Here is a 25,222-nt window from a genome sequence, read left to right on the forward strand (position 1 = left end):
TTACTTCAGTTATCAGTTATCAGTGGCTAGTGGCTAGTGGCTAGTGGATAGAATTGCTTCCTCTGCTGCCTCAGTTCCTCAGCTCCTCAGCCCCTCAGTTCCCCTGCTTCCTTGTCTCCCTTGTCCCCCTTGTCCCCCTAATCCCCACTCCCTTCGGTCGTGGGGTCCCCCTTGTCCCCCTTCGCCCCCTGCCCTTCTGCTCCTCTACCTACTTGTTTCCATAGGGACGCGGATAGGGTTTAAGGAGATTTTTTGCCTGGTAGATGTGAAAAGTATCTATAGTTGCTCCGCCACGCTTGATGGGTACAGTGCCAATCTTTTCAATCGATTGGAAGTAGAGATTGTAGCGATCGAGAAATTTTTGGTCTTGGACGAAAAGATTGTTGGTGATATACAAAGCATCTTTGCCAATCCATTCGTCAGGCTTTGACCAAAATGCAAATCCCCGCAAATCGCGATCGAAGGTTGTCATCGGTGTTGGCGCGAGAGGAGCCAAAGCCATCCCTATTTGTCCGGCGAGATAATAACGATTGGTAAACACAAAGCTGGAATTTTGTAAAGCAGAGAGTAAAACTGGTGATGTGGCAAATCCCTGTCTCAACTGCTGAATGTCGAATATTTGGATCGAAGGATCGTCCTCTGGAGGGACAAAGCCGCCAAATAAAGCATACTGACTTGGTTTTTGTAAGGTTCCAGTAGTTACGTGCAGCAATGCAAAGAGCAAGAGACTGCTCAGTGTGATTCCCGTTCCCCACAGCCAGCGACGTACCCAGCGAGGATGGGCGATTTTCCAGGCTGTTGCTGCTTGCCCTAACAACAAAGTAGCTCCCCAAAATCCAGGTGTAGCCCAAGTTGGTAAGATTTGTTTGTATCCTCCCAACCAAGTAAAACCTAAAATTAGGGGTAAAGAAACCCAGAGAATGAATATTTCGCGATCGCTACCAGTTACTATTCCCCGTTCCCCGCTTCCGGTTCTCTTAAACTTCGATCGAGGTAACTTTGCCAATATATTTCTAAAAAATCTCTTTAAGCTAACCCACCACAAAGGAAGTCCTAATGTGGGAAATAAATAGCCAATTCCAGACAAGAAAGTGACAAATAAATCTAAGAAATTGTATCCTCCCGAGGGAATTCCTCGTCGTGATTGAAAGCGGAAAGAAACCCATTCATGCTGGCTATTCCAAATTAAGATGGGAGAAATTGTTAAGCAAAATAATCCTAGTCCAAACAGAGTCCAAGGAGAATATAAGGCAGAACGATAGCGGGAACGAGTCAAACAAAAGCCAACTAATCCTAGTCCTAAAATAAACCCGTGATATTTGCTTAGGCAGGCTAAACCAACAAGTAAGCCCAGAATTGCCAAACGATAGCTGGGTTGGTATTTTTCTTGTTTGTTAGGAAAAAATTCTCGGCTGGTACAGTATAAACTAGCCGTCCAAAAAAAGATTAAAGGACTATCAGGCAAAGTTAAAACACCAAAACCGATTTGAAAAATGGGGACGAGAGAGGCGATCGCCAGAGCAAATATTCCGGCTGAAGGTGAAAATAATCTTGTCCCAGTTAAATAGAGTAAAAATAGAGAGCCTGTATGTAAGATTAAGGCTCCTAACCGAATGGTAAATTGAGATACTTCCCCTGTTAACCAACAACCAAAACCCGTCATCAGAGCCACTAAAGGCGGATGATCGAAATAGCTTAAATCTAAATTTAACGTGTAGAGAAAGTAATAAGCTTCGTCAAAACCAGGATAAAGCAAAATTGCAATGATTATCCTAAATATCAGTCCTCCAATTAATAAAGCTGCTACTTTTTGGTCATTTGTCATTTATCAGTTATCAGTTATCAGTTATCAGTTGTCAGTGGAGAGTGACTAGTGGCTAGTGGTAAATAGGGTGTAGAGTATTTTTGCTCCCTCAGCTCCCTCAGCTCTCTTCTCTCCCTTGTCTCCCTTGTCCTCTTGCCTCTTACCTAACTCGAAGTAATTGATAGATTCCAGCCTGACTAATTGGTTCGGATTGCTGGGGTGTCAAGCCTGTTTTAGCTAGAGCTTTACTGGGGGCAATTAATAACACTGACTTAGTATCCGACTGTCGATCGCCCAGAATTTGCCGAATCTTGCGCGAAGTGCGGGACGATCGCAGAACGTATGTAACGGGGTGTTGGGTATAAAATACTAAACTGGGTTTGGGAAATCCCTTAGACAGCATAACTAATTCTTCCCCAGGCTGGCGAACTTGGGTAACAGCTTGGGCTAATTGACGTAGAGGAAGTTGTCGTTCGAGATCGACTAAATGAGAGAAGGGGAATGCTACAAAAATCAAAAAAGCAACAAATCCAATTAAGTTGACTCCCCAGAGGCGATGATGCTGGCGTTTAAGTACTAGAATTAAACACGCGATCGCGCTGCTTAACCAAATCGCCGCCCCCATAATTGGTAAAGTCGCCTGTTGTATGCGTGCGCCAATATTGGGCATAGAAGGATCGTCTTCTAACCAGTTGGGGCTGTAATAGCAGGCAAATGCGAGGACAATTAAGAAAATTAGGTTGGCAATGCAACTGAGTTTAAATCCCCACCCAGGACGGCGAAAACTTTGCGTTTGAGCAATGCGATCGCTCCACCATAAAGCCACAATAATGCTAGCCGCAGGCATCAACGGCAAGGTATAGCTGAAATACTTCGTTGCCGCAACGGTAAAAAAGCCCAACACTCCCACAAACCAGAATACGGCAAACAAGCCGAGGTGGTGCGATCGCGGTCGATCTTGCCAGTGCTGGCGCTGTAAAGGCTGAATGCGGGCGATCGCCACTGGTAAATAAATCGACCAAGGAGCAAAACCTAATAAAACAACAATAAAGTGAAAATACCAAGGTCCCTGGTGTTCGTTGACGACGCTGGTAAATCGCTCGAAATTGTGAACGCCAAAGAAAGAATCAATATAAGCTTCACCATTTGCCAACGTGACGAGAATATACCAAGGTACGGTAATGGCTAACACCAGCGCCATCCCGCGCAACCAGGACATTTCTCGCAACACTTCTCTAACTTTGCCTAGATAAACCAAAAAGCTGAAGATAATCAATCCTGGCAAGACAATTCCCACTGGTCCCTTAGTTAAAATCGCTAAGGCAATCAGAATGTAAAAAGTGAGATACCATCGCGATCGCACCTTTGGCAATTCTGTTTGAGCGTAACCTAGAAAAAAAGCAAACAGTCCGCCGCCAAAACAAGCGCTCAATAACATATCTGAGTAGCCCAAGCGCCCGAAGAAAAAAGTCAAGGGATGAAGGGCGAGCATAGTTGCCCCTAAACCCGCCGTCAGCCATAATTGACTCGGACTAGAGAGCCGATTTTTCACTGGCAGAAATTCTTTTTTTGCCCTGGCTGCAATGCCATAACGCTTCAGGACGTAAAAACAAAAACTAACTAAACACAATCCCGCGATCGCTGAAGGAAGTCGCGCCGCCCATTCGTTGACTCCTAAAGCGTGAAAGGCGATCGCGATCGACCAATATATCAGAGGTGGTTTATCAAATCGCGTCTCGCCATTGAAATAGGGCGTGATCCAATCTCCCGTCACTGTCATTTGGCGGGCAGCTTCTACAAACAAAGGTTCTGTCTCATCCAGCAGCCCGTTGCTACCCAAGCGCCAGAAAAAAGCCATTCCTCCTAGTAGCAACAGCCAGATAATAGCCAACAGCCAAGCTAAGGCTGTCCGATCCGATCTGTTTTGCAGCCAATGGTCGAGGCTGCGAGCCAAACTCAGTTTCATGCGATCGCGCAGTCAAACGACTCGTATGAGTGGTCGTGTTTAATTGTAGTAGGGAGTGGGGTGACAGTGACCAGTGACCAGTTATCAGTGACCAGTTATCAGTGACCAGTGACCAGTGACCAGCGATCGGTGACCAGCGATCGGTGACCAGTGACCAGTGACCAGTAAATAGGGTGTGGGGTGTGGATAATGGGTAATTGGTAGTTGGTAGTTGGTTAAAAAGTGGTACGTGGTGCGTGGTGCATGGTAGTTTTGCTCCCGATCGCTCCCTCAGCTCCCTCAGCTCTCTTATCCCGACTCCCGATTTAAGGCTGTAAAACTAATTGCCACTCAGAAGTTTGCCGATCTAAAACTGGTGCTGGTGTCTCGCCTACGATATATGGACCCCAATAACGACGCGATCCATCTTCGGCGAAAGCGACAATCACATCTCCTTTTTTCAGTTTCAGGCTGCCTTGAGGTAGGGATAAGATTAATCCTTGGCTGCTACCTTCTCCAGGTGCAAAGTCCCAGTGGATGGGTTCGCTGTATTTATCCTTGCTAGCTGTAGAACTCGTTTCAGGCTGTTTTGTCAGTAGTGCGACGCGCAAAGGTTGCTCGCTTTGGTTGCTAACGCGCAAAGCCCCAGGAACCGGTGCTGCGGTTGGTGCTTGTGGAGTAGACTGAGCTATAGTTGTTGGTTCTGGCGATCGCTCTGATGGGGTAGAGGCGGGTGAAACAATGGCAGTACTGTTAGTTACGTCAGATTTATCTGGGGAATTTATCGCTGATTTCCCTGGCAAGACTGCTGTATCCGATCCCATTGGTTCGACAGTAATCGAGACTTGAAACCACAGCAGTAATATTCCTACCAATCCCAATACACCCAATACAGAAGCAATAATTACCGCAGGATAAGATCCGGGAGATTTGGCGTTCATATTGTCTACAGATAAAGATAATTCTTGAAATTAACGTGCGGTTTGGTGACTGAGCGGGATGCTATTTTTAGTAACTGGTTACTGTAAAACTGGTAACTGTTGCGATCGCTCCCTATTACTATTGAAACAGGCTTAAAGCTGGTATGTAATACGGCGAAGGAAATATTAGCTCAAATTTTGTTGTGTCATAGTTAGCACCAATTTCAACAAATGCAAAATACTCGAATTAACGGGCTTTTAGGGGCAATTGCGGCAGCAACACAGCGCTGGTTTTTCAATCCTTGGCGGCGCTTATCTGTTTTAATAGTCAGCTTGCTATTTGGCTTTTTCCTCGGTTCTGCTTTCTCCACCATAGCCGGACAAGCGGCTGATTGGGATATCATCGGCGCTGGGGTTTTGGTTGCTGGCAGCGAAATTATCGATCGCATCTACTACAACCGTATCTGGCAAGCAAGGCGCGGGTTGTGGCTTGAAGCACTAAACGCGCTCAAAATTGGTTTAACTTATAGTTTGTTTCTAGAAGCGTTTAAGCTAGGGTCTTGAATCAGTGACCAGTGACTAGTGACTAGTGGCTAGTGGTTAGTGGAACCAGTGACTAGAAAAGAGTCTAGCCACTCACCATCAACCATCAACCATCAACCAATGACCAATGACCAATGACCAATCGCAGCTTTTACGCTCTTTTTACCCGACTTTCGAGCATTTTTGTCAAAACACCCTTCACAAACCACCACAGCAGTTAGAGGAGACGCTACGGGGTTTGTGGCTACCCTTGGCTATGCAGATAGCCTCCTACCGTCAGGCGCAGTCACGTACTTTAATTCAAGGTATTTTGGGCGGACAAGGGACGGGGAAGACGACTCTAGCAAAAATCCTTAGTCTAATTTTAGGACATTTGGGTTATCGAACTCTGAATTTATCCCTTGATGATTTGTACAAGACTTATAGCGATCGCCTAGCTTTACAACAGCAAGACCCGCGTTTCATTTGGCGAGGTCCACCAGGAACTCACGATATTCAATTAGGTTTGCAGGTTTTGGATCGATTGCGCCAATCCGAGCCCCATTCACCCATTGAAATTCCCCGTTTTGATAAATCAGCTTGGCATGGTGCGGGCGATCGCGGTACGCCTGAAATTGTGAATGGTGCTGATATTGTTTTATTTGAAGGTTGGTTTGTAGGAGTTCGACCGATCGATCCGAGCAATTTCGATCGTCCACCGCCGCCGATTAATACTTATGAAGATCGGCAATTCGCGATCTATATGAATACTCGATTGCAAGAGTATTTACCTTTATGGGACAAACTAGACCGATTAATAATTCTTTACCCAGTTGATTATCGTCTCAGCCAACAGTGGCGTAAAGATGCCGAACATCAAATGATAGCAACAGGTAAAACAGGAATGACAGATTTACAAATCGAGCAATTTGTAGAATATTTTTGGAAATCGCTTCACCCAGATTTATTTATTAAACCCCTAATTCAAGACTCCCAGCGAGTAGATTTAGTGATAGAAATTAATTGCGATCGGTCTATTGGCAAGATTTATCGTCCAGGTCATCCGAGTTAATTCAATGGTGTTAATTGCTATGAACGAGAAATTAATTACACATCTGCTGAAAAAATGTTGGTCGCGAGAATCAAGCTCTCTCTATACTCAAGACAATCCTGCAAAAGGACAATGTAGCGTGACTGCTCTTGTTATTCAAGATTGCTATGGTGGTCAATTACTTAAAACTAGAGTTGGTGAAAGCTGGCATTTCTATAACTACATAAATAGGATGCGCTACGATCTTACAGCAGAGCAATTTGGTTTACCGATAGAGTATTTAGATTTAGCTGCAACTAGAGAAGAAGCTTTTGATGATACGAATGTAGTGCAGTATAATTACTTGTTAAATGCATTTCAGCAGCGTCTTACAAAGCAGACACAGAGAAGAAAATAAGTGAATTAGGCGGATGAAAAAAACTCGATCGGAATAAAGAGTTTCTGTTATGACTGCCAAAAACCAATCGACATAAAAGTAGGACAAGCAGTAGTTAACCTCTGTCTTAGATGGTTTACTTCATCTACTTGTTCATTTTGTGGGGCAGCAGTAGAATCAGACGATACCGGTTTTCCACCAGATGAAATCTGACAGAGTATTTTATCCGAACAAGGTGAGTGGATTCTCGTAATCGAGAAATTAGAGGTCAGTAAAGTCAAAGCAATCAAAATATTACGTCAAGCTCTGAATCTATCAATTGTAGAAGTAAAAAAAATGTTAGAAAACTATTCTAATATCCTCATAAAGGGGACTCTAATTGAGATGCAATGGTTAAAAGAGATTTTAGCAAACGAAGGAATACAAGCTACAATAATCAAACAAAAATAGAATACTGAAAATTTGCCATCACATCTCTAACTAAAAATGTTACGATAAAATATAAAAATCCAGTAGTAGATAAACTCGTGTCTACCTTTCTTTCATCTAGCGTCCTAAACTTCGAGCAACCTCCGATCGTGCCAACTGAACCAGTATGGCGCTTCAGTGTCGAGCAATATCATCAAATGATTCATCTTGGCATTTTAACTAAGGACGATCCTGTGGAATTATTAGAAGGGTGGATAGTCCGAAAAATGCCAAAAAACCCCTTACACCGCGCGACAACAAAACTAACTCGCAACGCCCTAGAACAGATTGTACCGGAGGGGTGGTATGTAGATGCACAAGAACCTATTACTCTGGATGACAGCGAACCTGAGCCTGATGTCGTAGTTGTTAAAGGTAATACTCGCGATTATCTCGATCGCCATCCAGGTGCAAAAGATGTAGCATTAGTTATAGAAGTTGCAGACTCTACTTTAGAGCGCGATCGCAATTCTAAAAAACGCCTTTATGCGCGTGCAGGCATTTTATTTTACTGGCTTGTTAATCTTCCCGAACAAAAAGTAGAAGTTTATACACAGCCTACAACCTCAACAATAAAACCAACATATCAACAACGCCAAGACTACAGCTTATCTGACGAAATAGTTGTTTTCATTGAAGGATTAGAAGTCGGTCGTATTACTGTACGCGATATAATTCCATAAAATATTAGAAATCTCTTTGTGTCTTTACTTTGCGTCTTTGCGCGGACACTTTCCTCAACGGGGGATACCCCCGCACGTAAGTGTCCTTGTCTTTGCGCGACACAAAAAAAGACCTTACTGCCCTCCTTGAATCTGCCTTACCAAATCGTAAAAAGGCTGCCAATCATCCTCATTTATAATCGCCTCCCAAATCGATTCTATAACTGGTCTTAGCAAAGCAACATTAGGATTAACTTCTTGCAATCTCCGAGAAACATTATCCATCTCTTCCCGAGAAAGTTGACCTAAAACCTGATGATAAAGTCTTCGCCATTCATCCCAGTAATCTAACGGTAAGACATCCACCAAAAACAGAATTGAATTCACATCCTCGCGCCAACTAGGCGAACAGCTTTCAGTCAATTGAATAAAGAAATGATGGTAAGAAATCTGAGTCTCTTTAAGCAAACTCACCGTCAATTGCAACAACCGATCTAATTCAGATGAATTTGTCGCAACCAACCCCAACTTTTGTAGCATCAAACTTCGATAGGCGATCGCATAACATTCATCAAATTTTGCTAATCCAGCTTCCAGATCGTTCGCATCAATAACCGCTTTTAACGGCTTCTGAAGCATTGCCAAATTCCACTGACAAATATTTGGCTGTTGTCCGTAACAATAACGCCCTGAATAGTCAAAATAAGCCGCAGTAAATAGCGGATCGTAAGTAGGAATGAAAGCATAGGGACCGTAATCAAAACTTTCACCCGTAATCGACATATTATCCGTATTCAAGACCCCATGACAAAATCCAGCCGCCATCCACTGAGCAGTTAATTCCGCCACTCGCTGGACTAGCTCGGCATAAAATAGGGCATAAGCATCAGATTTACCCCAAATGTGTGGATAGTAATATTCGATCGCGTGGTCTACAAGTTTCTTAATTAAATCTGCACGTTTGAGATAGTGCAAGCGTTCAAACGTCCCAAAACGAATGTGCGATCGGCTAAATCTTACCATTACCGAAGATCGCGTCGGGGAAGGTTCGTCACCGCGCCAAAGTTGTTCCCCCGTCTCGACTAAACTGAAACAGCGAGAAGTCCGCACACCCATGTAATGCAAAGCTTCTGCTGCTAAAACTTCCCGCACCCCTCCCTTAAGAGTCAACCTACCATCGCCGCCACGGGAATAAGGAGTTGTGCCACTCCCTTTTGTGCCAAAATCGTAGAGTTCGCCGTCTACACCACGCACTTGACCGTAGAGAAAACCCCTCCCATCACCCAAAAACGGATTATATTCGCCAAACTGATAGCCGTGGTAGCGCAATGCTAGTAAAGGTTCTCGTCCTTGAAATTTACCAAAAGCCTCGATAAAATCTATATCCTTTACTGCTGCGGGATCTAGTCCAATTTGAGGTAACAGGCGATCGCTACGATAGCGCAAAATATGTTGCGGAAATTCGGCGGCGCTAACTTCATCAAAATAATCGTCGCCGAGAGATTCTAAAGCAGGTTCGTAGTCGAGGGACAGAAAAGGATTGGGTCTACTATTCATTACCAGCAGGTTTAATGAGCTGCATAGTCTATTGTTGCATCTAGACTTGTAGGTATTTCTTCCTTTTGTCCGATCTAAACGCAGAGGTTAGATTGTACGATCGGTGAAAGAATATGATTGTAGTTGCTTGTATTCAATGATAAGTGACTGCCCTGTTCGTTTGCTACAGCCAACTAGAGCGAGTTAACGATCGCTTTACATCACAATCGCCGAAAAAACCTTTGACAATCGCTTTTGACAATTGCGAAGGTTTTCTATACTGAGAAGAGGAATACTGGACTACTTAATATCTATGAGCAACATCCAAGATCAAATCGAACAAGCAAGAGAGCAAGCCAGGCAAGCTTGTGAAACCAGCGGTGAAGATTCTGCTGATTGCGCAGTAGCTTGGGACACAGTAGAAGAATTACAAGCTGAGGCTTCCCACAAACGGCAGGTCAAGCCCAAAAATTCTCTAGAAATGTACTGCGATGAAAATCCTGATGCTGCTGAATGCCGCGTTTACGACGAATAAAGTTCGAGTTAACATTACCGAACATTAACTTAGATGGCAACAAGGATAACTTTTCTGTATCCTTTGTTGCTATTTTTCATTAAATCATTGGCACTTTGCGATTAGCAATTATTATTGTTATCGGTGGTTGAATACACAAACCTTAGTCCTCGATCTCTAGCCTCCGATATATGCAAAGCGATATTTGGTTTCGACCTTTCATTTGGATGGATTTTCGTTTGGCGCTGTTATTTACCGTCATAGCACCATTAGTTTTAATTATCTGGGCGTTCGTGCGGAAAGTAGAACCTATGCAACACCTGCTGGCAATTTACTGGCGGGTGGCGAGTTTGCTAGCGATCGCATTGTACGTGTCTATCGCACCGTTTCAAGTTGGATTCATTGCGGGATTGATGTCACGCATTCTCATTCCACTATCTCTCTGGTTTTGGATCGATCTCAACGAAGAAATTGAAGACCTGCCAGGTAGTGCTTTGAAACTCAGCTTCAATGCTTGGCGCTGGGCGGTGACGCTTTACTGTATTATCGGCGCGATCGCTCAATTACCAAGTTTGCAGTGTGCCTTTTCAGATACGTTCTTGCAAGATCCGTTGTGTCAAGCTTGGCTGGAAGTGCCTTTAGTTTATAAAGATATCTTTCATCCAAACACGCAAGCAGGTTTCCTCGGCTTTATTGGTGGCATGGGTTTAGTTGTTTACGTCTTGTACTTAATCTATTTTGTTTTCCTTAAACTAGGTAAACAAGGACGATTTGCAGTCAGACAATGATAGATTCTGCGGGAAAACGACTGGAAAAATATTCGGCGATCGCCAAACAAGAGGTTTTGATCGTCACTGTGGAGATTGACGGTGTTGGCGATCGCATTGCGATCTTCAAAGGTTTCTCCAGTTCGTTAACCAGTCCTACAGCCTTCGATCCAGACGTTCCAGTCATTCCAGATACGGCGAGGATTGTGGCGATCGATCGCGTCGCCAGTCCCTACAATCCTCAGTCTCCTCAGTACATTCAGCAGGGGCTGACTTGGGAGGAATTTCAACCGTTACTAACGGCTTTGGGGATATAGCGCTGCTTGCAGGCAAATTTAAGCAAACAAATTTAAATTTTGAATAAAATTACACCTTCTATCGCTCTTGCTGCACTCAGAAGATAGTAGGATTGCGAATGAAAGTCTACTAACGTAGTACTAAGAAAATACTAAAAATATTTTTGTTTTACAAAAATCTACCGAAATTTTTAAGGAAGTGTTATTCTCCAAACGTGGGTATTACGTGAGGAGTCAGGAGTCAATAGTTTAATATGCTAAAGCAAAATTATAAACGCGATCGCCAAAATAAAACAAATATACTATCAAATAGCAACTCGCAACTCGATCTTCCCGCTACCGCTTTATTTGGTACAGACGGCATTCGGGGACGAGTAGGAGATTTACTCGATGAAGCTTTGGCTTGGCAGGTAGGTTTCTGGACGGGTCAAGTTTTACAGCAGCAGACAGACAACGATCTCAGTCCGGTTATCGTGGGGCAAGACTCCAGAAATTCGAGTGAAATGCTAGCAACTGCCTTATCTCAAGGTCTTGTAGCTGCGGGACTAGATGTTTGGCATATCGGTCTATGTCCGACTCCTGGCGTTGCCTATCTCACTAGTGCTAGCAATGCCGCAGGTGGAGTTATGATCTCCGCCAGCCACAACCCTCCAGAAGACAATGGAATTAAAATTTTTGGCAGCAATGGCGCTAAACTTTCTCAACCCTTACAAGAAGCAATTGAAGCAGGGATCAGAGGAAAGGCAGTACCCACCTCTATTCAAGGTCAGGGATATTATGTTCGGCGACCGGAGTTAGTTCAGAAATACGTCGAATCTTTAAAAGTGCCGCTATCGCCCAATCATGGCGATTTTAGTGGAATGCGTGTCGTGTTAGACCTGGCTTGGGGGGCAGCAGTTGGATTAGCACCGAGTTTGTTCCGCGATCTAGGTGCAGAGGTAATTTGTTTGCACGATCGACCCGATGGCGATCGCATTAACGTCAACTGCGGTTCCACTCACCTCGGACTGCTGAAAACAGCCGTTAACCAAAATTCAGCCCACCTGGGATTTGCCTTTGATGGGGATGCCGACCGAGTGCTAGCAGTCGATTGTCAAGGTAGACCTGTAGATGGCGATTACATCCTTTACTTATGGGGTCAAACCTTGCGACAAGCGCAAAAGTTGCCAGATAACTTGATTATTTCTACTGTCATGGCAAACTTGGGTTTCGAGCGGGCGTGGCAAAAGCAAGGTGGTAAACTGATTCGGACGGCTGTAGGCGACCAATACGTACAAGCAGAAATGGTACGAACTGGAGGTATGTTAGGCGGAGAACAGTCAGGACATATCCTTTGCCGTCACTATGGTATTGCTGGAGATGGTTTATTAACTGCCCTCCACTTAGCTGCATTGGTTAGACAGGCAGGAGTCTCTTTAACCCAATTAGTAGACCAAAGCTTTCAAACTTATCCGCAACTATTACGCAACGTGCGAGTTGAAAATCGCGATCGCCGCATGAATTGGCAACAGTGCGAACCCTTACAAAAGACGATCGCGCAAGCCGAAGCCGCAATGGGCGATCGCGGTCGCATCCTCGTCCGCGCCTCCGGTACGGAACCCGTAATCCGCGTCATGGTCGAAGCTGCCTGTAGCGAACTCACTCATCATTGGACGGAGACTTTAGTTTCTGCCGTTGAAAAACATGTTGCGGCGTAAGTGTAGAGACGTTACATGTAGAGACGTTACATGTAACGTCTCTACACCAATCGCGTAAAAACTTTTTGGGGTCTAGCTAGTGCTGCTAGACCCCTACAACGTCGGTTGGATTTAATTCGTTCAAAGCAGACTCAATTAATGCACAACAACTAAGGTGAACAACTCTTGGATCTCTAGCATAGTTGCGTCTTTCCAGACCGTAGGTTGGCTACCTTCACTCTTGAGTGATTTACCTATTGGTCTATGCTTGAGCGATCGCAAGTGGGCTTTTGACAGGGGACACTAGGTCATTGCCCGTATAGATTTGTTTTTTGTTTTTGTTTGTGTCCTATGTATCTAAAACTAGCACTGCTATCTTCTTACCACAACCTACTATTTACTAAAATTAAAAAGTTGTGAAATTTCTCCAAGTTCTCGCAATATTAGGTAACGCTTAGCAAGTCAAAAGTTAAAAGTCAAAATGTTTAAGCCCGCTCGTAGCAAGCGATTTGATTGCACTCATAATGCAAGTTAAATGTGTGACAGCTTAACAGTTAACAATTAACTGCCAATCTTTGACCATCAACTATCAACCATTTAAACATCAAAATTCCACATAACAGGGTTTTCATCTAAACGATCGGTGACGCTTGTGCCGATCGCGTCAATTTCCTGCAACTCTTCCGGCGAGAGATAGACATCTGCGGCTTTAGCATTAGCAACGGCTTGTTCGGTGTTTCTCGCCCCAACGATCGCATTGGTTTGCGGTTGGGCAATTAACCAAGCGATCGCTAAATTAGCTAACGAGACTTGATGTTTTTCGGCAATTGGGCGCAGTCGATCTAAAGCTTGTTGCGCCCGCACGTAATTTTCTCCCTGAAACAACCGATTCTTGTTGCGATGATCGTCGGGATGAAATTTGTGTTCGGGTCCGAATTTTCCTGTCAGCAACCCTTGCGCTAAAGGAGAGTAGGCGAGGATAGAAATATTATTTTCTACGCAATAAGGCGTGAGATCTTTTTCTGCCCAACGCCAAAACAGAGAATAAGGTGGTTGAACGCTATCGATCCGCCCGTATTGGGCTGCTTCTGCTAGTTGGGTACGGGAAAAATTAGAAACGCCGATCGCCCGAATTTTACCCTGCTGTTTCAATGTATTTAAAGCACTCATCGTCTCTTCTATCGGTACGACTTCACTTTTATACGAACCAGAGGGCCAGTGAATTTGGTAGAGATCGATATAATCTGTATTGAGATTTTGCAGCGATCGCTCGCACGCTTCGATAACTTGGTCGTGTTTTAAATGATTGGAAAATACCTTCGTTGCATAAACCACGCGATCGCGCACGTCAGAGAGGGCTTGTGCAACGATTTGTTCTGAATGCCCTTTTCCGTAAACTTCCGCCGTATCTACAGTCGTAATCCCAGCCTCAAATGCTGCCCGGATCGCTTTAATAGTTTCGGCATCCTCTATTCCTACCCACATAGCCTTACCAGCTTGCCAGGTTCCCATAATCACGGGAGTAATTTTAATCTCCGATGTCCCAAGCGATCGCAATTCCATGCCATTCTCCCAAGTTATAAAGTTCAGGTATGAAGTTCTGTATAGATTTTAAAAGCCTGACACAGATCGTGCTTACACCTATACTTAGTTATCAGCCATCAGTTATCGGCGATCGATTATCAGTGACATCTTTTCAAGTACCACCCAACTACCAACTACCAACTACCAATTACCAATTACCACTCTTTCCCCAGTTGTGATAGGCTATTGCGCATTAATAGTGTCTAGAGGCTGAGAGGATAAAAAAATGAAGGTAGGACTGTTATTCGGTGGACGATCTGGGGAACATGAGGTGTCAATTAATTCGGCAAGGGCGATCGCTAAAGCCATCTCAACCGGAGAAAACCGAAATAAGTACGAGCTACTACCATTTTATATCCAGAAAGACGGGCGCTGGCTGGCAGGACAAGCATCTCACAAGGTTTTAGAGTCGGGGGTTCCCATACTCACAACGGCTGATTCTGTTGCTTCTCAGTCTCACTTAGGCGGATGGGAAGATGAGGAGATGAAAAATAGCAGCCAACTAGACAACTTCCACGATGCAAAAATGCTCGATTGCATCCCAGCTTCTTTACCCCAAGTTGCATCTGTCGATGTCTGGTTTCCAATCTTACATGGACCTAATGGAGAAGATGGGACGGTGCAAGGACTGCTGAAATTAATGCAAGTCCCCTTTGTTGGTTCTGGTGTTTTGGGTTCGGCGCTGGGAATGGATAAAATCGCGATGAAAATGGCATTTGCCCAAGCGGGATTACCGCAGGTGAAGTACGTTGCCGTCAATCGTTCTCAAATCTGGTCAAATCCGTGCGTATTCCCCAAACTTTGCGATCGCATTGAAGAAACTGTGGGTTATCCCTGTTTTGTCAAGCCTGCTAACTTAGGTTCTTCAGTTGGAATTAGTAAAGTGCGATCGCGATCGGAATTAGAAACTGCCCTCGACAACGCTGCTAGCTACGATCGCCGTATAATTGTCGAAGCTGGCGTGGTTGCAAGAGAGCTAGAATGTGCGGTTTTAGGTAATGATGAACCCAAAGCCTCAGTAGTGGGCGAAATTACTTACCAAAGCGATTTTTATGATTACGAAACCAAATACAGTGCAGGGATGGCAGATATTATAATTCCCGCCGCCATTCCAGAAGCTGTTGCCGCTCAAATTCAGCAAATGTCTCTCGAAGCTTTCGCAGCTGTCGATGCTGCGGGATTGGCTAGAGTAGACTTTTTCTATACCGAAAGCGGCGAAGTCTTAATCAATGAAATTAATACCATCCCTGGGTTTACTGCGACTAGTATGTATCCCATGATGTGGGAAAAAAGTGGTATTCCTTTTCCAGAATTAGTCGATCGATTAATTCAATTAGCTTTAGAAAGAAACAGTTAACGGTTATCAGTGTACAGACCTTACCTGTAACGTCTGTACAAGTTATCTAGCCACCAGCCACTAGTTCCACTAGCTACTTACTTTTTCTAATGCAGTATCAAAATAATTCGCAACATACTATTACTAAGCCTCTTGCTTCAGACGATGAAATTAAAAGAGTTAAAAAGCAAAACGAACGAAAAAAAGTAGCTAATTCTTATTTTTTTCGAGAACTGATTCAGCGCCATCCAAGGTGGGTTTTGCTTGGAGTTAGTGCTTTTTTATTATTCGCTATTTACTCTTCTATCACGAGTATATTTCAGATTGGCGTTCTGAAAGAAGAAACTGGAACGACATCTATAACTCCTGTAAATACTTCAAATTCTTCACATGCATCGTCTGATAATTCTTTGTCTTCGTGGTTGCTAGGTGCAGTTACTCTGGGGGCTGCTGTAGGTGGAGTTGCGATCGCCAAACGTTTGTCTAAGTCATCGTCGGACTTGTCTCAATTTTTCTTACAATTTCACTCTTCTCCTCAGCAACAATTTTCGCCATTGCGAGAATCAATTCTCAGTCTTTCCTCTCTCAAACTTTCAGAACCGAAACCGACTTGGGCAGAATCTTCTATGGAGACAGAATCGAAGTTAAATATCTATTCAGAAACAGACGAATTTACTATTTTGATAGAAGAAGATTCATTAGACGATGGAAAAGAACACTTTTTAGAGACGCTAGAACTAACACCAGAAGAGAAAAATCTTATCTTTGAAAATATTGTTTTTCATCAGAGATCGGAATTATCTTCAGTAGAAGATATCTCCCCTTCTGAAACTGAATCGAATTCAGTACCAGAAAATGATGTATACTCTCCTTGTAGTAGATCTTTAGCAGAAATGTTAGATCTGCGTCAGAAACTTTCTCTAGCAACACTGTTAGAAATTGACAAATAACAGCCTTAGTTCCTTATCTCCTCATGTCTGCCACACTAAAAGAATTCTTGGAAGCCTGCGAAAGCCTCTCCACGCTGCGGATCATTGTCACTAGCAGCGCGGGTGTTTTAGAAGTCCGCAGTAAGTTACAAAAGCTGTTTTATGCTGAATTACCCAAAGGAAAATATGCAAATATGCACGCCGAAGACTTTGAATTTCACTTGAATATGGATGAAATTCAGCAAGTTAAGTTCGAGACTGGGGAAGCGAAACGAGGTAATTTTACAACATATGCAATTCGATTATTAGACAAACAAAATCAGCCTGCTTTGAGTTTATTTCTACAATGGGGCAAACCAGGAGAATACGAACCTGGACAGGTAGAAACTTGGCATTCCTTACGAGAAAAGTACGGTGAAGCATGGGAACCCGTACCAGTTGAAAGTTTATAAGTGTTGAAAAACTTTCTCGTGAAAAAAATTTTGCTGCTATCCCTAACTCTAGTCTTATTCTTATTCTGGATAGGTGAAGCTAATGCCGGACAATTAAGCGATCGCATTGCAACCTTTCCTAAGTGGGATAATAAGCCTACGGTACAGGTTGCATCTGGCGATTTAGTCTATCCAGAGTGGATGGCAGGAACTTGGATGGTAAAAAGTACTTTAGTTGATTTGATTGCTCCTTTAGCCCCAGAGATTACTACCCCTGGATTTGAAGGTAATCGGCGTTATTTGAACCAATCAGTCCAGTTTCAAGTCAAATTTATCAAACAAAACTTACTCGGACAGCCCTCAAAGTTAATTCCCCAGCCTGTGAAGGTAAAATCGGCTGTGGTAGCAGATCGAGCTTTTAATGGTCTAAGTCTAGCAAGAGCATATCTGGGCGATCGCACCGTGAAAGCAGTAAAAGTCGATCCAGACTCGCCCAACCGTCAGATTACCTTATTACAAGGCGATCGCCAACTCATTTCGATTGTGACTGGTCGTACTACAGAAGTGACAGCAGAGAATGGATATGTTACTACAGAAATATTCGGGCAGCAATTTCGCGGTAATAGGGTGCGTCCCTATTTCAACCAAGTAGAATCGACAACCGCATATCACTACGTACCCAATTCTACTGTTAAAATTGTCGCCGACCAGTTTACGGCTGTTTATCTGTCTGCTCAAGATCCAGATTACTTTAAAGCGGGCGATCGCCCCGTTGCGCTCTATCGCTACCGCTTGGAATTTTCCCCACAAACCGATCTTTAAAAGCGGCTTCTCTTACGTCGTCTGGCGATCGCTTTGCGCTTGCGCTTTTCAATTGGAGTTTCAAAGTGGCGCAGCCGTCTTAAATCTGGGAAAATTCCAGCCTTCGAGACTTGACGCTTAAACCTACGTAATGCCGATTCTATATTTTCATTTTCACCCACAACCACTTGGGTCATCGTATTTCCTCCTAAACTTGCGTTGACGATCGGGCAATTGCACTTCCTCTGAAAAGAGTTTGTGCTAAATTGCCCGTTCAAACTGGTACACTCCTGACAGTGAGTGCAAGACTAACATTGAACTTCAAGCTATCCAGCTAAATTACAGTAGCAAGTTCTGTCGGAAATGCTAATGCATTCGATCGAAATTGGAAATTCTGCTCTAATTGTAACTGTCTACTTTCGTCTCAAAGGAATTTAGTAGCGATTGCGCGAGTAACCACCGCCGCCACCGCCGCGATTATTTCCCCAGCTACCACCACGGCTCTTTTCTTCGCGCGGTCTAGCCTTATTGACCTTAAGTTCTCTGCCCATCCACTCAGCACCGTCTAAAGCTTCTATCGCTGCTGCTTCCGCTGCTTCTGTTTCCATTTCTACAAAAGCGAAACCGCGCGGACGACCAGTTTCTCTATCGGTGGGTAGTTGCACCCGCTTTACGGTGCCATATTCGCTAAATACTTTGCTGAGTTCTTCTTCTGCGACTTGATAAGACAAATTTCCTACGTATACTGACATTGCGTCCCTCACTGTGTTGTCGAAGTACTTCCGGAGAGGCGCTTGTGAATAATTGAACAAACACTACCACCGAATCTACTTTTCTTTTAGTAGACTAACACAATATTGACTGGGAGCAATGTTGAGTTCGAGCAAGTCTCAATTTGACTTAACAAATCTGTAACATTGCCGCTCGATCGCCACAACTTAACTTTTGTAGTATATGTAGTATAAGTTTCCCAGTAGCACCGTGCTAAAGAGTTCGGCTCCCAAGCATTATGGCGAAATTTCAAGACTTATTCAAATATTATCGTCCCTGGCGGACAATCGCCCTGTTTAGCATTGCCGCAGCCTGTTTTTTCGAGATTGTCGATTTAGTAGTTCCTTATGCAATCGGACAGATTTTAAACGTACTGTCTAACCACCCCTTAGATCGTCCCATCCAAGAAGCAATCGCTGCCATTTCTCAACTGACTCATTTGCCACGCGATCGCTTTCTATCTTTAATCGTACTGATGGGTTTGATTTTTGTCGTCACTGTTGGCAAAGGTCCAACGCAAATGTGGTTAAGTGGTTGGTTTCACTGGTATATAGCCTTGAGATCGCGTCAGTATCACACGCGAAAAGCGATCGCTAAAATTCTGACTCTGCCGTTAGAATTTTACGATGTAAATAACCCAGGTAGAATCTCCGGTCGAGTCGCCAGAGGATTAAGCAATCATACTTGGACATATCCAGAGATAGCCGGACAGTTAATTCCTAAACTGTTTCGCGTTCTGGGAATTTTTGTAGTGATTTGGTTTATTGAGTGGCGTATTGCTGTTTTATTTCTAATTTCGTTTATCGTTATTCTCGGTTTTAGTCTCAAAGATTTAACCCGGTTGATTAAACAAGAAGAACGACTCGATCGGTACATGGAAAATACCGAAAGTCGAACTTCAGAAATTATCACTAACATTAAAACAGTCAAAGCTTTTGCCACCGAGGGTTTAGAACTAAAACGCCAGCATCAGCGCCTCAATCGCGAGTTAAAGGTCGTACTATTTCGCATCCATTTAGGTTATGTAAAACTAGGAACTTGGCAAAAAACTGTCATTCAATTATGCGTTTTTGGCGTATTGGGATTAACGCTCAAATCCACAATTCAAGGACAAATTTCGCTCGGACATTTTATCACGACTTTGACTGTTTCTAGTATGGCTTATGCAGAGTTAGAACCGATTAGCAACTTTGCCGAAATTTTTGCCCGTCGGTATGCTTCTATGATGCGACTGCATGAGTTTATGCAACACCCCATAGGTAAAGATGCTGGCAGTCTAGAGACTTCATCTGATGTAACTCAATATCGTTTTACCGGTAAATTGGAGTTAGCTAGCGTTACTTTCGGCTACGATCCGCTACGTCCGGTATTGAAAGAGATTGACTTGTCGATCGAACCTTATCAAACAGTAGCATTAGTAGGGCGATCGGGTTCGGGCAAATCTACTTTGGTTAAACTACTGTATCGCTATTTTGAACCAAACGCAGGACGCATCTTGCTAGATGGACGAGATATTCGGCAATTTGATATTGCCGCTTACCGCAGACGATTGGCGATCGTGCATCAAGAGGTGGACGTATTCAATGGTAGTTTGATAGATAACCTAATTTATGGCAATCGTAGTGCTAGTTTTGAGGAAGTAGAACAAGCCTGTGCGATCGCCCGTTTAGATGAAGTTATCGCGCAGTTACCTGAAAGATATTTTACTGTAGTAGGTGAGAGGGGCGTGCGCTTATCTGGCGGACAGAGACAGCGATTAGGAATTGCTAGAGCATTGTTAGTAAACCCAGATATTCTAATTTTTGACGAGGCTACCTCTAGCCTGGATTACGAATCAGAGAGATCGATTCAGCTAGCCATGCGCTCGATTCTCGGTACTCGCACTACCATCATTATCGCCCACCGTCTCAGTACAGTGCGGGAAGCAGATAAAATTGTCGTCCTCGATCGCGGTAGGATTGCGGAAGTTGGCAGCCATACAGAGCTATTAAACCACGCCGGAATTTACCACCGTCTGCATTCTTTGCAAGAAACTGGAGAATTGCTTACATAAGCCTTGTCATCTCAGATAACTCATGTTAATATAGTGAATCGGTGGATTCAATGGGTCGATGCCCGAGCGGTTAATGGGGGCGGACTGTAAATCCGTTGGCTATGCCTACGCTGGTTCAAATCCAGCTCGGCCCATATCCACAAAAAGAATAAATTTGCCCGTGTAGCTCAGTGGTAGAGCACACCCTTGGTAAGGGTGAGGTCATGAGTTCAATCCTCATCACGGGCTTTAGTCAAAACCCTCTATTGGAGAGGGTTTTCGCGTTTGTGAGGAGCTGTAGCAGCCCTAGTTCATTCTCAATAAGGGTGCTAGTTTGGGGCATTTTAGGTCTTGTTTATATCAAAAATTGAGATAACAATGAGATACAAAATTTAGATGTATTGCCCTTATGTCAAGCATTAGGAATGCTGTCGAGAAGACGAGCGAACTCCCACACTTATCTCAATCGTTATCTCAATCGCAATCTCAACAAAGAAGGAAAGCACCCAAGGGGACGGTTTCAGTCCAGGTGTTCAAAGACAGGCTGCGTTTGTGTTGGAGCTACTACGGCAAACGTTACTTTTTGTATGTTGGGTTGCCCGATAGCAAGATTAATCGAGTGGTTGCCGAACAAAAAGCCAGACAAATAGAAGGCGACATGGCGACTGGTAACTTCGATCCAAGCTTAAGGAAATATAAACCGGAGTACCAACAACATCAAAGTATTAGCGTTACCAAGCTGTTTGAACGCTTCATGGAACAAAAAGCTAAAGATGTCACACCTAAAACAATGGAGAAGTATCGAGCTACCCTTGTCTATCTAAAATGCTTTTTTAAGGATGTAGCCGCCGAATCAGTTACTAGCTCTAACTCTGAAGGCTTTGCTCGGCATCTAAATGACAAAGGTTTAGCACCAAACCAATGCAAGCGGAGGTTAGAAGAATTAAAGGCTTGTTGGAATTGGGCGATCGCCAAAAATGCGATCGCGTCTAACCAACCCCTGGACTGAAGTTGCTAAGCGGATCAAAGTACCACCGAAGCAGAAACCCAAGCCGTTTAGCAAAGAGGAAATTAAGGCGATCGTCCAGGCGTTTAGGACAGACCATTATTACTCGCATTACACCGACTATGTCGAGTTCTTGTTTGGTACGGGAGTCCGAACTGGGGAGGCGATTGGACTGCGATGGAAGCACCTCACAGATGACTGTTCCATTGTCTGGATTGGTAAAATTCTGAGCCGAGGCAATCGTAGACCTACCAAAAGTAATAAGGATAGAACTATCAACCTCACTCCTAAACTACAGAAAATGCTACTAGCGCGTAGACCTGCAAACCCAGATCCAGAAGGTTTAGTTTTCGTCTCTCCTCCAGGTAAAGCTATAGAAGACCAGAACTTTAGAACTCGCGCTTGGAAGAAAATACTATCCCACTTACAGATTGACTATCGCAAGCCATACACAACTCGCCACACCTTGGTCAGCCATGCTTTGGATTCAGGGATGAATCCTGTCAATGTTGCTCAGCTAACAGGACATAACGTTAAGACACTGTACGAAAACTATGCGGGAAACGTTAATAGTCGTCCCCTGTTACCGGAGCTATAGGAATGAGCGATCGCATAATACCAATTTACTCTTTGACTACGACAAAAGAGATCCCCCCAACCCCCCTTATCAAGGGGGCGTAGGGGGATCTTCTGTAGCATAGTTTTAGTGAAATGGTATAAGGTATTAAGAATTTCCTCTCTACCAAATTTATAGGGGTTGCCTCGCAAAACCCACACTAATTCGCACAGTACAATGTTGGCGATAAAGCACAGTTGCCTGCTTTCTATTACCTCACAAGCTTGTTGCCACTGGCTTTCGTCATCCCGTGTTAGCGAAGCAAGACATTCATATCAAGTCCAATCACTCGTACCCAGGTGCGATCGCTTGCTCCATTTCCTCGATCGTTGCTGCTTTCATTCCCTCACGATGCAGAATTCCCGACAACGCATTGGCAGGAACATTTAAGGGGATAACTTTTACCTGTCCGTCAGCATCAATGACCTCAATTTACCAAATTCCCATATTGATAGATGCCCTATAACTAGACCTACAATTACGATTATTGTGGTTTGCAGTTGAGCATCTAGAGGTAAGTAGCCTTGAAACTCGTGTCCGATCCCGCGATCGCTGACAAAATTAGCAGAATGAAGGAACGAGTCCGGTGGCAAGATCCTGTCATTCAACGACGAGGAATTGACCAAACTCGGCTAGTGCTGGAAGACAATCGAGCGGACGATCCAGAGTTTTCGTTTTTAGTTATCGGCGATACTGGCACTGGTTCGCACCGATATAATAATCCCCAACGCGAGGTAGCTGGACTATTGCAGCCGCATCTTGCCGACAGTAGTTTTATGCTACATACGGGCGATGTCATTTATCTAGTTGGATCGAGCGAGTTTTATCTGGATAATTTCATCAAGCCTTATCGAGAGTTTTTAGTCGGTGGCGAAAATCCCAAAGCGATCGCCTACGATCGCATGGTTTTTAAGTCGCCAATCCTACCAGTTCTAGGAAATCACGATTATTACAATTTGCCATTATTATTTGGCGCAATCTCTTTGACGACATTACCCGTGCGCCGTCTGCTTAAATTTAGAAGAGACTTTGATGTAGGTTGGCACGGATCGAAACAAGGCGATGCTTATGCACGAGCATTTTTAGATTATCTCAAAGCGTTGAGACTACCTGGCGAATTAGATAATCACTTAAATAGACACTACACGGCGAAAACAGATACGGGTTATTGCTTGCGCTACGAACCCGGGCATTTTACTCGCTTGCCCAATCGTTACTATACTTTTCGCTATGGCGGAATTGATTTCTTTGCTTTAGATTCCAACACGTTTAACGACCCGATCCCACTATCAACCACCCCAGAGGGAGAAGCACGTCGTCAGCAGTTAATACAGCGCCGCGATCGCCTAGAACAAGAAAAGCTACAAATTCTTGACGCATCAGACAAACTGAATCCCGACGATCCCGACGATGCAGAACAACTAGACGATTTGCAAGTCAAACTGTCGCAGATTGAAGAAATTATTGTCGATATCGAAAAGCAATTAGCTATTAACAAAGCAGTTGTCACCGACACCGAACAACTCGATTGGTTGCAACAGCGATTAATTGAATCGTGGCATACAGATGAGGTACGGGGTAGGGTGCTGTACTTCCATCATCCCCCTTACGTGACTGAGGCGACAAAATGGCATCAAGCGCAAACTTTAGCAGTTCGCGATCGCTTGCGTAACGTCCTCAACGGAGTCGCTGAGGCTGTGGGTTCTCTTCCTCAAGGTCGTCCGATTGTCGATCTAGTTTTAAACGGTCACGCGCACTGTTTAGAATACCTAAAAACTATGGACACGGGACACGCTGACTCCAATATCAATTGGATTGTTTGTGGTGGAAGCGGTTACAGCTTGCGCCGCCAGCGCCAAGAGGGGACAGATCTAATGGAAGGAGAGGCGGAAGAAAGGTTAGTAGCGCGATCGCATCTGTTTGTCGGTCGCAACGGTTATGCTACCGAAAAACGTCGCCCCTACACTTGTTTGCGAATTGACGTACAAGATGGTTGTCCCCCTAAATTTGTCATCCGTCCTTTTGTTACCGAACGATATCAAAAGCAGTGGCACAGATACGAGATCGATCCTTTTACGATTTGAATAGTATTGGTAATGGCGAGAAGTGAGGAGCGAGGCGATCGCGCTTGCCGAGGTTTATGCCAAAAATTCAACTCTACGACTCACGACTTATTTAAACAGGATCGACCGCTACAAAAGTCGTAAAAATCTTGTCACCCACATCGTTAATTTGATGCTGGATGCGATCGAGAAATTCATGCAGTCCAATATTGACAATTTCCTCAATTGTGATGTATTCCAATTCCGATCGCGATCGACCGAGTGCGCGTTCGGCGGGATTTTGCCAAGTACCGATGGGAGTTCCAGTAATTTGATGTAGCGATTGCTCTGCTTGGAGTAAGCAAAATTGAATCGAACGAGGAAATTCGCGGTTGAGAATCAAAAATTCCGCTACAGCTGTAGGCGCAATGCGATGTCGTCCCCATTTACGATACATCTCGTAAGCACTCGCAGATTTTAGCAATGCTATCCATTGCAACTGGTCTAGAGTCGTCCCCACATCTTTAGCTGAAGGTAGCAAAATATAGTATTTTACATCTAAAATTCGAGCAGTTTTATCAGCCCGTTCTAACAAACGTCCAATTTGTCCGAAATGCCAACCTTCATTGTGCGTCATGGTTGCATTCATCACCCCAGCAAACAAGTGACTGGCTAGCTTGACTTCAGCAAAAAAATTCGACCATTCAGGAACGGTATGAGATTGAGCCGCTTCCTTGACTAGGAAGTAAAATGCATTTACCCGTTCCCACATTTCCGAGGAAATAATTTCACGGATCGATCGCGCGTTCTCTCTAGCAGCAAACAAGCAAGAAGCGATCGAATTAGAATATTCGCGATCGAACGTTAAGAACTGAATCACATTTTCTGCTGTCGCTTCACCGTAGCGTTCTTGAAATAATGATAAATCTCCTGTAGTTAAAATCAAAGGTTTCCACTGCTGCGCTTCTCCAGTAGGAGCATCCAACAATAGAGTTAAATTAACATCAATAAAACGGGCAACATTTTCTGCCCTTTCTACATAGCGGTTTAACCAGTAAATTGAATCAGCAACTCTGCTTAGCATAATCGGTTATCAGTTATCAGTTATCAGCGATCGGTGGCTAGTAGCTGAATTCT

25 protein-coding genes and 2 tRNA genes are annotated in these 25,222 nt (G+C 44.0%); 19 read left to right on the forward strand and 8 right to left on the reverse strand.

All coding sequences use genetic code 11. The features are described 5' to 3' along the window. Positions 1-208 precede the first annotated feature (208 nt). From CHRO_RS17315 to CHRO_RS17325, 3 genes are all read right to left on the reverse strand, one after another. Positions 209-1,825, reverse strand: a complete 1,617-nt coding sequence (locus CHRO_RS17315) for an ArnT family glycosyltransferase (RefSeq protein ID WP_015155534.1) — start codon at positions 1,823-1,825, stop codon at positions 209-211. Between the two features lie 139 nt (positions 1,826-1,964). Continuing rightward, positions 1,965-3,770, reverse strand: a complete 1,806-nt coding sequence (locus CHRO_RS17320) for an ArnT family glycosyltransferase (protein WP_015155535.1) — start codon at positions 3,768-3,770, stop codon at positions 1,965-1,967. A gap of 305 nt (positions 3,771-4,075) precedes the next feature. Next, the gene (locus CHRO_RS17325; RefSeq protein WP_015155536.1) at positions 4,076-4,690 is read right to left on the reverse strand and encodes a hypothetical protein; all 615 of its coding nucleotides are present in this window, start codon (positions 4,688-4,690) and stop codon (positions 4,076-4,078) included. A gap of 210 nt (positions 4,691-4,900) precedes the next feature. On the opposite strand from CHRO_RS17325, the gene CHRO_RS17330 reads away from it, so the two are divergent. The 4 genes from CHRO_RS17330 (at position 4,901) to CHRO_RS17345 (ending at position 7,769) form a co-directional block, all read left to right on the forward strand. Then, positions 4,901-5,233 (forward strand): DUF565 domain-containing protein, encoded by a 333-nt coding sequence (locus tag CHRO_RS17330; RefSeq protein WP_015155537.1) that lies wholly within the window; start codon positions 4,901-4,903, stop codon positions 5,231-5,233. A 106-nt stretch (positions 5,234-5,339) separates the two neighbouring features. Further along, positions 5,340-6,263 carry a glycerate kinase gene (locus CHRO_RS17335; RefSeq protein WP_015155538.1) on the forward strand — a complete coding sequence of 308 codons (924 nt, stop codon included), beginning with the start codon at positions 5,340-5,342 and terminating at the stop codon, positions 6,261-6,263. 4 nt (positions 6,264-6,267) lie between these two features. Then, positions 6,268-6,639 (forward strand): YunG family protein, encoded by a 372-nt coding sequence (locus tag CHRO_RS17340; protein ID WP_015155539.1) that lies wholly within the window; start codon positions 6,268-6,270, stop codon positions 6,637-6,639. Between the two features lie 506 nt (positions 6,640-7,145). Further along, positions 7,146-7,769: a Uma2 family endonuclease gene (locus CHRO_RS17345; protein WP_015155541.1), complete on the forward strand. Its 624-nt coding sequence runs from the start codon at positions 7,146-7,148 to the stop codon at positions 7,767-7,769. A 114-nt stretch (positions 7,770-7,883) separates the two neighbouring features. Here the strand turns inward: CHRO_RS17345 and CHRO_RS17350 are convergent, their stop codons facing one another. Then, positions 7,884-9,305 carry a protein adenylyltransferase SelO gene (locus CHRO_RS17350; protein ID WP_015155542.1) on the reverse strand — a complete coding sequence of 474 codons (1,422 nt, stop codon included), beginning with the start codon at positions 9,303-9,305 and terminating at the stop codon, positions 7,884-7,886. A 292-nt stretch (positions 9,306-9,597) separates the two neighbouring features. Here CHRO_RS17350 and CHRO_RS17355 point away from each other — a divergent pair, with 292 nt between their 5' ends. The 4 genes from CHRO_RS17355 to glmM all read left to right on the forward strand — a co-directional run bounded on the left by CHRO_RS17355 (position 9,598) and on the right by glmM (position 12,558). Further along, complete coding sequence (locus CHRO_RS17355) at positions 9,598-9,819, forward strand: Calvin cycle protein CP12 (RefSeq protein WP_015155543.1); 222 nt, start codon at positions 9,598-9,600, stop codon at positions 9,817-9,819. Between the two features lie 170 nt (positions 9,820-9,989). Further along, positions 9,990-10,586, forward strand: coding sequence for a DUF3177 family protein (locus CHRO_RS17360; protein ID WP_015155544.1), 597 nt, complete (start codon positions 9,990-9,992; stop codon positions 10,584-10,586). Beyond that, complete coding sequence (locus CHRO_RS17365) at positions 10,583-10,882, forward strand: DUF7734 family protein (protein WP_015155545.1); 300 nt, start codon at positions 10,583-10,585, stop codon at positions 10,880-10,882. The genes CHRO_RS17360 and CHRO_RS17365 overlap by 4 nt, the downstream gene beginning before the upstream one ends. A 233-nt stretch (positions 10,883-11,115) precedes the next feature. After that, positions 11,116-12,558, forward strand: a complete 1,443-nt coding sequence (gene glmM, locus CHRO_RS17370; protein ID WP_015155546.1) for a phosphoglucosamine mutase — start codon at positions 11,116-11,118, stop codon at positions 12,556-12,558. Positions 12,559-13,134: 576 nt separating this feature from the next. On the opposite strand, the gene CHRO_RS17375 is transcribed toward glmM, so the two are convergent. Next, on the reverse strand, positions 13,135-14,100 hold the full coding sequence (locus CHRO_RS17375) for an aldo/keto reductase (RefSeq protein ID WP_015155547.1): 966 nt from the start codon (positions 14,098-14,100) through the stop codon (positions 13,135-13,137). Positions 14,101-14,129: 29 nt separating this feature from the next. Here CHRO_RS17375 and CHRO_RS32420 point away from each other — a divergent pair, with 29 nt between their 5' ends. From CHRO_RS32420 to CHRO_RS17395, 5 genes are all read left to right on the forward strand, one after another. Beyond that, complete coding sequence (locus CHRO_RS32420; RefSeq protein ID WP_181245305.1) at positions 14,130-14,300, forward strand: hypothetical protein; 171 nt, start codon at positions 14,130-14,132, stop codon at positions 14,298-14,300. 47 nt (positions 14,301-14,347) lie between these two features. Next, entirely contained in the window at positions 14,348-15,478 is a 1,131-nt protein-coding gene (locus CHRO_RS17380) for a D-alanine--D-alanine ligase family protein (RefSeq protein ID WP_015155548.1), read from the forward strand. 89 nt (positions 15,479-15,567) lie between these two features. Next, complete coding sequence (locus CHRO_RS17385) at positions 15,568-16,407, forward strand: hypothetical protein (protein ID WP_015155549.1); 840 nt, start codon at positions 15,568-15,570, stop codon at positions 16,405-16,407. A gap of 23 nt (positions 16,408-16,430) precedes the next feature. Further along, positions 16,431-16,838, forward strand: coding sequence for a ChuX/HutX family heme-like substrate-binding protein (locus tag CHRO_RS17390; protein ID WP_015155550.1), 408 nt, complete (start codon positions 16,431-16,433; stop codon positions 16,836-16,838). 18 nt (positions 16,839-16,856) lie between these two features. Continuing rightward, on the forward strand, positions 16,857-17,639 hold the full coding sequence (locus CHRO_RS17395; protein ID WP_041463246.1) for a DUF6816 family protein: 783 nt from the start codon (positions 16,857-16,859) through the stop codon (positions 17,637-17,639). Here the strand turns inward: CHRO_RS17395 and rpsU are convergent. Together rpsU and CHRO_RS17405 are read right to left on the reverse strand one after the other, a co-directional pair. Further along, a complete protein-coding gene (gene rpsU / locus CHRO_RS17400) occupies positions 17,636-17,815 on the reverse strand; it encodes a 30S ribosomal protein S21 (RefSeq protein ID WP_015155552.1) in 180 nt (59 codons plus the stop codon). The two genes, CHRO_RS17395 and rpsU, sit on opposite strands and share 4 nt — an antisense overlap. A gap of 237 nt (positions 17,816-18,052) precedes the next feature. Further along, positions 18,053-18,370, reverse strand: a complete 318-nt coding sequence (locus tag CHRO_RS17405; RefSeq protein ID WP_015155553.1) for an RNA recognition motif domain-containing protein — start codon at positions 18,368-18,370, stop codon at positions 18,053-18,055. A 257-nt stretch (positions 18,371-18,627) separates the two neighbouring features. Here CHRO_RS17405 and CHRO_RS17410 point away from each other — a divergent pair, with 257 nt between their 5' ends. The 6 genes from CHRO_RS17410 to CHRO_RS17430 all read left to right on the forward strand — a co-directional run bounded on the left by CHRO_RS17410 (position 18,628) and on the right by CHRO_RS17430 (position 24,127). Continuing rightward, positions 18,628-20,442, forward strand: a complete 1,815-nt coding sequence (locus CHRO_RS17410) for an ABC transporter ATP-binding protein (protein WP_015155554.1) — start codon at positions 18,628-18,630, stop codon at positions 20,440-20,442. A 52-nt stretch (positions 20,443-20,494) separates the two neighbouring features. Continuing rightward, a tRNA-Tyr gene (locus CHRO_RS17415) sits at positions 20,495-20,576 on the forward strand. 22 nt (positions 20,577-20,598) lie between these two features. Beyond that, a tRNA-Thr gene (locus tag CHRO_RS17420) sits at positions 20,599-20,670 on the forward strand. 160 nt (positions 20,671-20,830) lie between these two features. Then, entirely contained in the window at positions 20,831-21,430 is a 600-nt protein-coding gene (locus tag CHRO_RS33420; RefSeq protein ID WP_219335942.1) for a phage integrase SAM-like domain-containing protein, read from the forward strand. After that, complete coding sequence (locus CHRO_RS33425) at positions 21,399-22,025, forward strand: site-specific integrase (protein ID WP_219335943.1); 627 nt, start codon at positions 21,399-21,401, stop codon at positions 22,023-22,025. Before CHRO_RS33420 ends, CHRO_RS33425 begins: the two co-directional genes overlap by 32 nt. Positions 22,026-22,567: 542 nt before the next feature. After that, complete coding sequence (locus CHRO_RS17430) at positions 22,568-24,127, forward strand: metallophosphoesterase family protein (RefSeq protein WP_015155555.1); 1,560 nt, start codon at positions 22,568-22,570, stop codon at positions 24,125-24,127. A gap of 91 nt (positions 24,128-24,218) precedes the next feature. Here the strand turns inward: CHRO_RS17430 and CHRO_RS17435 are convergent, their stop codons facing one another. Next, positions 24,219-25,169, reverse strand: a complete 951-nt coding sequence (locus CHRO_RS17435) for an alpha-E domain-containing protein (protein WP_015155556.1) — start codon at positions 25,167-25,169, stop codon at positions 24,219-24,221. Positions 25,170-25,222: the final 53 nt, after the last annotated feature.

This window comes from Chroococcidiopsis thermalis PCC 7203 (assembly GCF_000317125.1).
GTDB lineage: Bacteria > Cyanobacteriota > Cyanobacteriia > Cyanobacteriales > Chroococcidiopsidaceae > Chroococcidiopsis > Chroococcidiopsis thermalis.

What these genes read in the sequence shown, in the direction of transcription:
- CHRO_RS33425 (WP_219335943.1), top strand. Translation starts at nt 21,399, where the DNA reads ATGCGATCGCGTCTAACCAACCCCTGGACTGAAGTTGCTAAGCGGATC.
- CHRO_RS32420 (WP_181245305.1), top strand. Translation starts at nt 14,130, where the DNA reads ATGAAGTTCTGTATAGATTTTAAAAGCCTGACACAGATCGTGCTTACA.
- CHRO_RS17390 (WP_015155550.1), top strand. Translation starts at nt 16,431, where the DNA reads ATGTCTGCCACACTAAAAGAATTCTTGGAAGCCTGCGAAAGCCTCTCC.
- glmM (WP_015155546.1), top strand. Translation starts at nt 11,116, where the DNA reads ATGCTAAAGCAAAATTATAAACGCGATCGCCAAAATAAAACAAATATA.
- CHRO_RS17385 (WP_015155549.1), top strand. Translation starts at nt 15,568, where the DNA reads ATGCAGTATCAAAATAATTCGCAACATACTATTACTAAGCCTCTTGCT.
- CHRO_RS17340 (WP_015155539.1), top strand. Translation starts at nt 6,268, where the DNA reads ATGGTGTTAATTGCTATGAACGAGAAATTAATTACACATCTGCTGAAA.
- CHRO_RS17320 (WP_015155535.1), bottom strand. Translation starts at nt 3,770, where the DNA reads ATGAAACTGAGTTTGGCTCGCAGCCTCGACCATTGGCTGCAAAACAGA.
- CHRO_RS17405 (WP_015155553.1), bottom strand. Translation starts at nt 18,370, where the DNA reads ATGTCAGTATACGTAGGAAATTTGTCTTATCAAGTCGCAGAAGAAGAA.
- CHRO_RS17330 (WP_015155537.1), top strand. Translation starts at nt 4,901, where the DNA reads ATGCAAAATACTCGAATTAACGGGCTTTTAGGGGCAATTGCGGCAGCA.
- CHRO_RS33420 (WP_219335942.1), top strand. Translation starts at nt 20,831, where the DNA reads ATGTCAAGCATTAGGAATGCTGTCGAGAAGACGAGCGAACTCCCACAC.
- CHRO_RS17435 (WP_015155556.1), bottom strand. Translation starts at nt 25,169, where the DNA reads ATGCTAAGCAGAGTTGCTGATTCAATTTACTGGTTAAACCGCTATGTA.
- CHRO_RS17375 (WP_015155547.1), bottom strand. Translation starts at nt 14,100, where the DNA reads ATGGAATTGCGATCGCTTGGGACATCGGAGATTAAAATTACTCCCGTG.
- rpsU (WP_015155552.1), bottom strand. Translation starts at nt 17,815, where the DNA reads ATGACCCAAGTGGTTGTGGGTGAAAATGAAAATATAGAATCGGCATTA.
- CHRO_RS17335 (WP_015155538.1), top strand. Translation starts at nt 5,340, where the DNA reads ATGACCAATGACCAATCGCAGCTTTTACGCTCTTTTTACCCGACTTTC.
- CHRO_RS17360 (WP_015155544.1), top strand. Translation starts at nt 9,990, where the DNA reads ATGCAAAGCGATATTTGGTTTCGACCTTTCATTTGGATGGATTTTCGT.
- CHRO_RS17350 (WP_015155542.1), bottom strand. Translation starts at nt 9,305, where the DNA reads ATGAATAGTAGACCCAATCCTTTTCTGTCCCTCGACTACGAACCTGCT.
- CHRO_RS17315 (WP_015155534.1), bottom strand. Translation starts at nt 1,825, where the DNA reads ATGACAAATGACCAAAAAGTAGCAGCTTTATTAATTGGAGGACTGATA.
- CHRO_RS17380 (WP_015155548.1), top strand. Translation starts at nt 14,348, where the DNA reads ATGAAGGTAGGACTGTTATTCGGTGGACGATCTGGGGAACATGAGGTG.
- CHRO_RS17355 (WP_015155543.1), top strand. Translation starts at nt 9,598, where the DNA reads ATGAGCAACATCCAAGATCAAATCGAACAAGCAAGAGAGCAAGCCAGG.
- CHRO_RS17365 (WP_015155545.1), top strand. Translation starts at nt 10,583, where the DNA reads ATGATAGATTCTGCGGGAAAACGACTGGAAAAATATTCGGCGATCGCC.
- CHRO_RS17325 (WP_015155536.1), bottom strand. Translation starts at nt 4,690, where the DNA reads ATGAACGCCAAATCTCCCGGATCTTATCCTGCGGTAATTATTGCTTCT.
- CHRO_RS17410 (WP_015155554.1), top strand. Translation starts at nt 18,628, where the DNA reads ATGGCGAAATTTCAAGACTTATTCAAATATTATCGTCCCTGGCGGACA.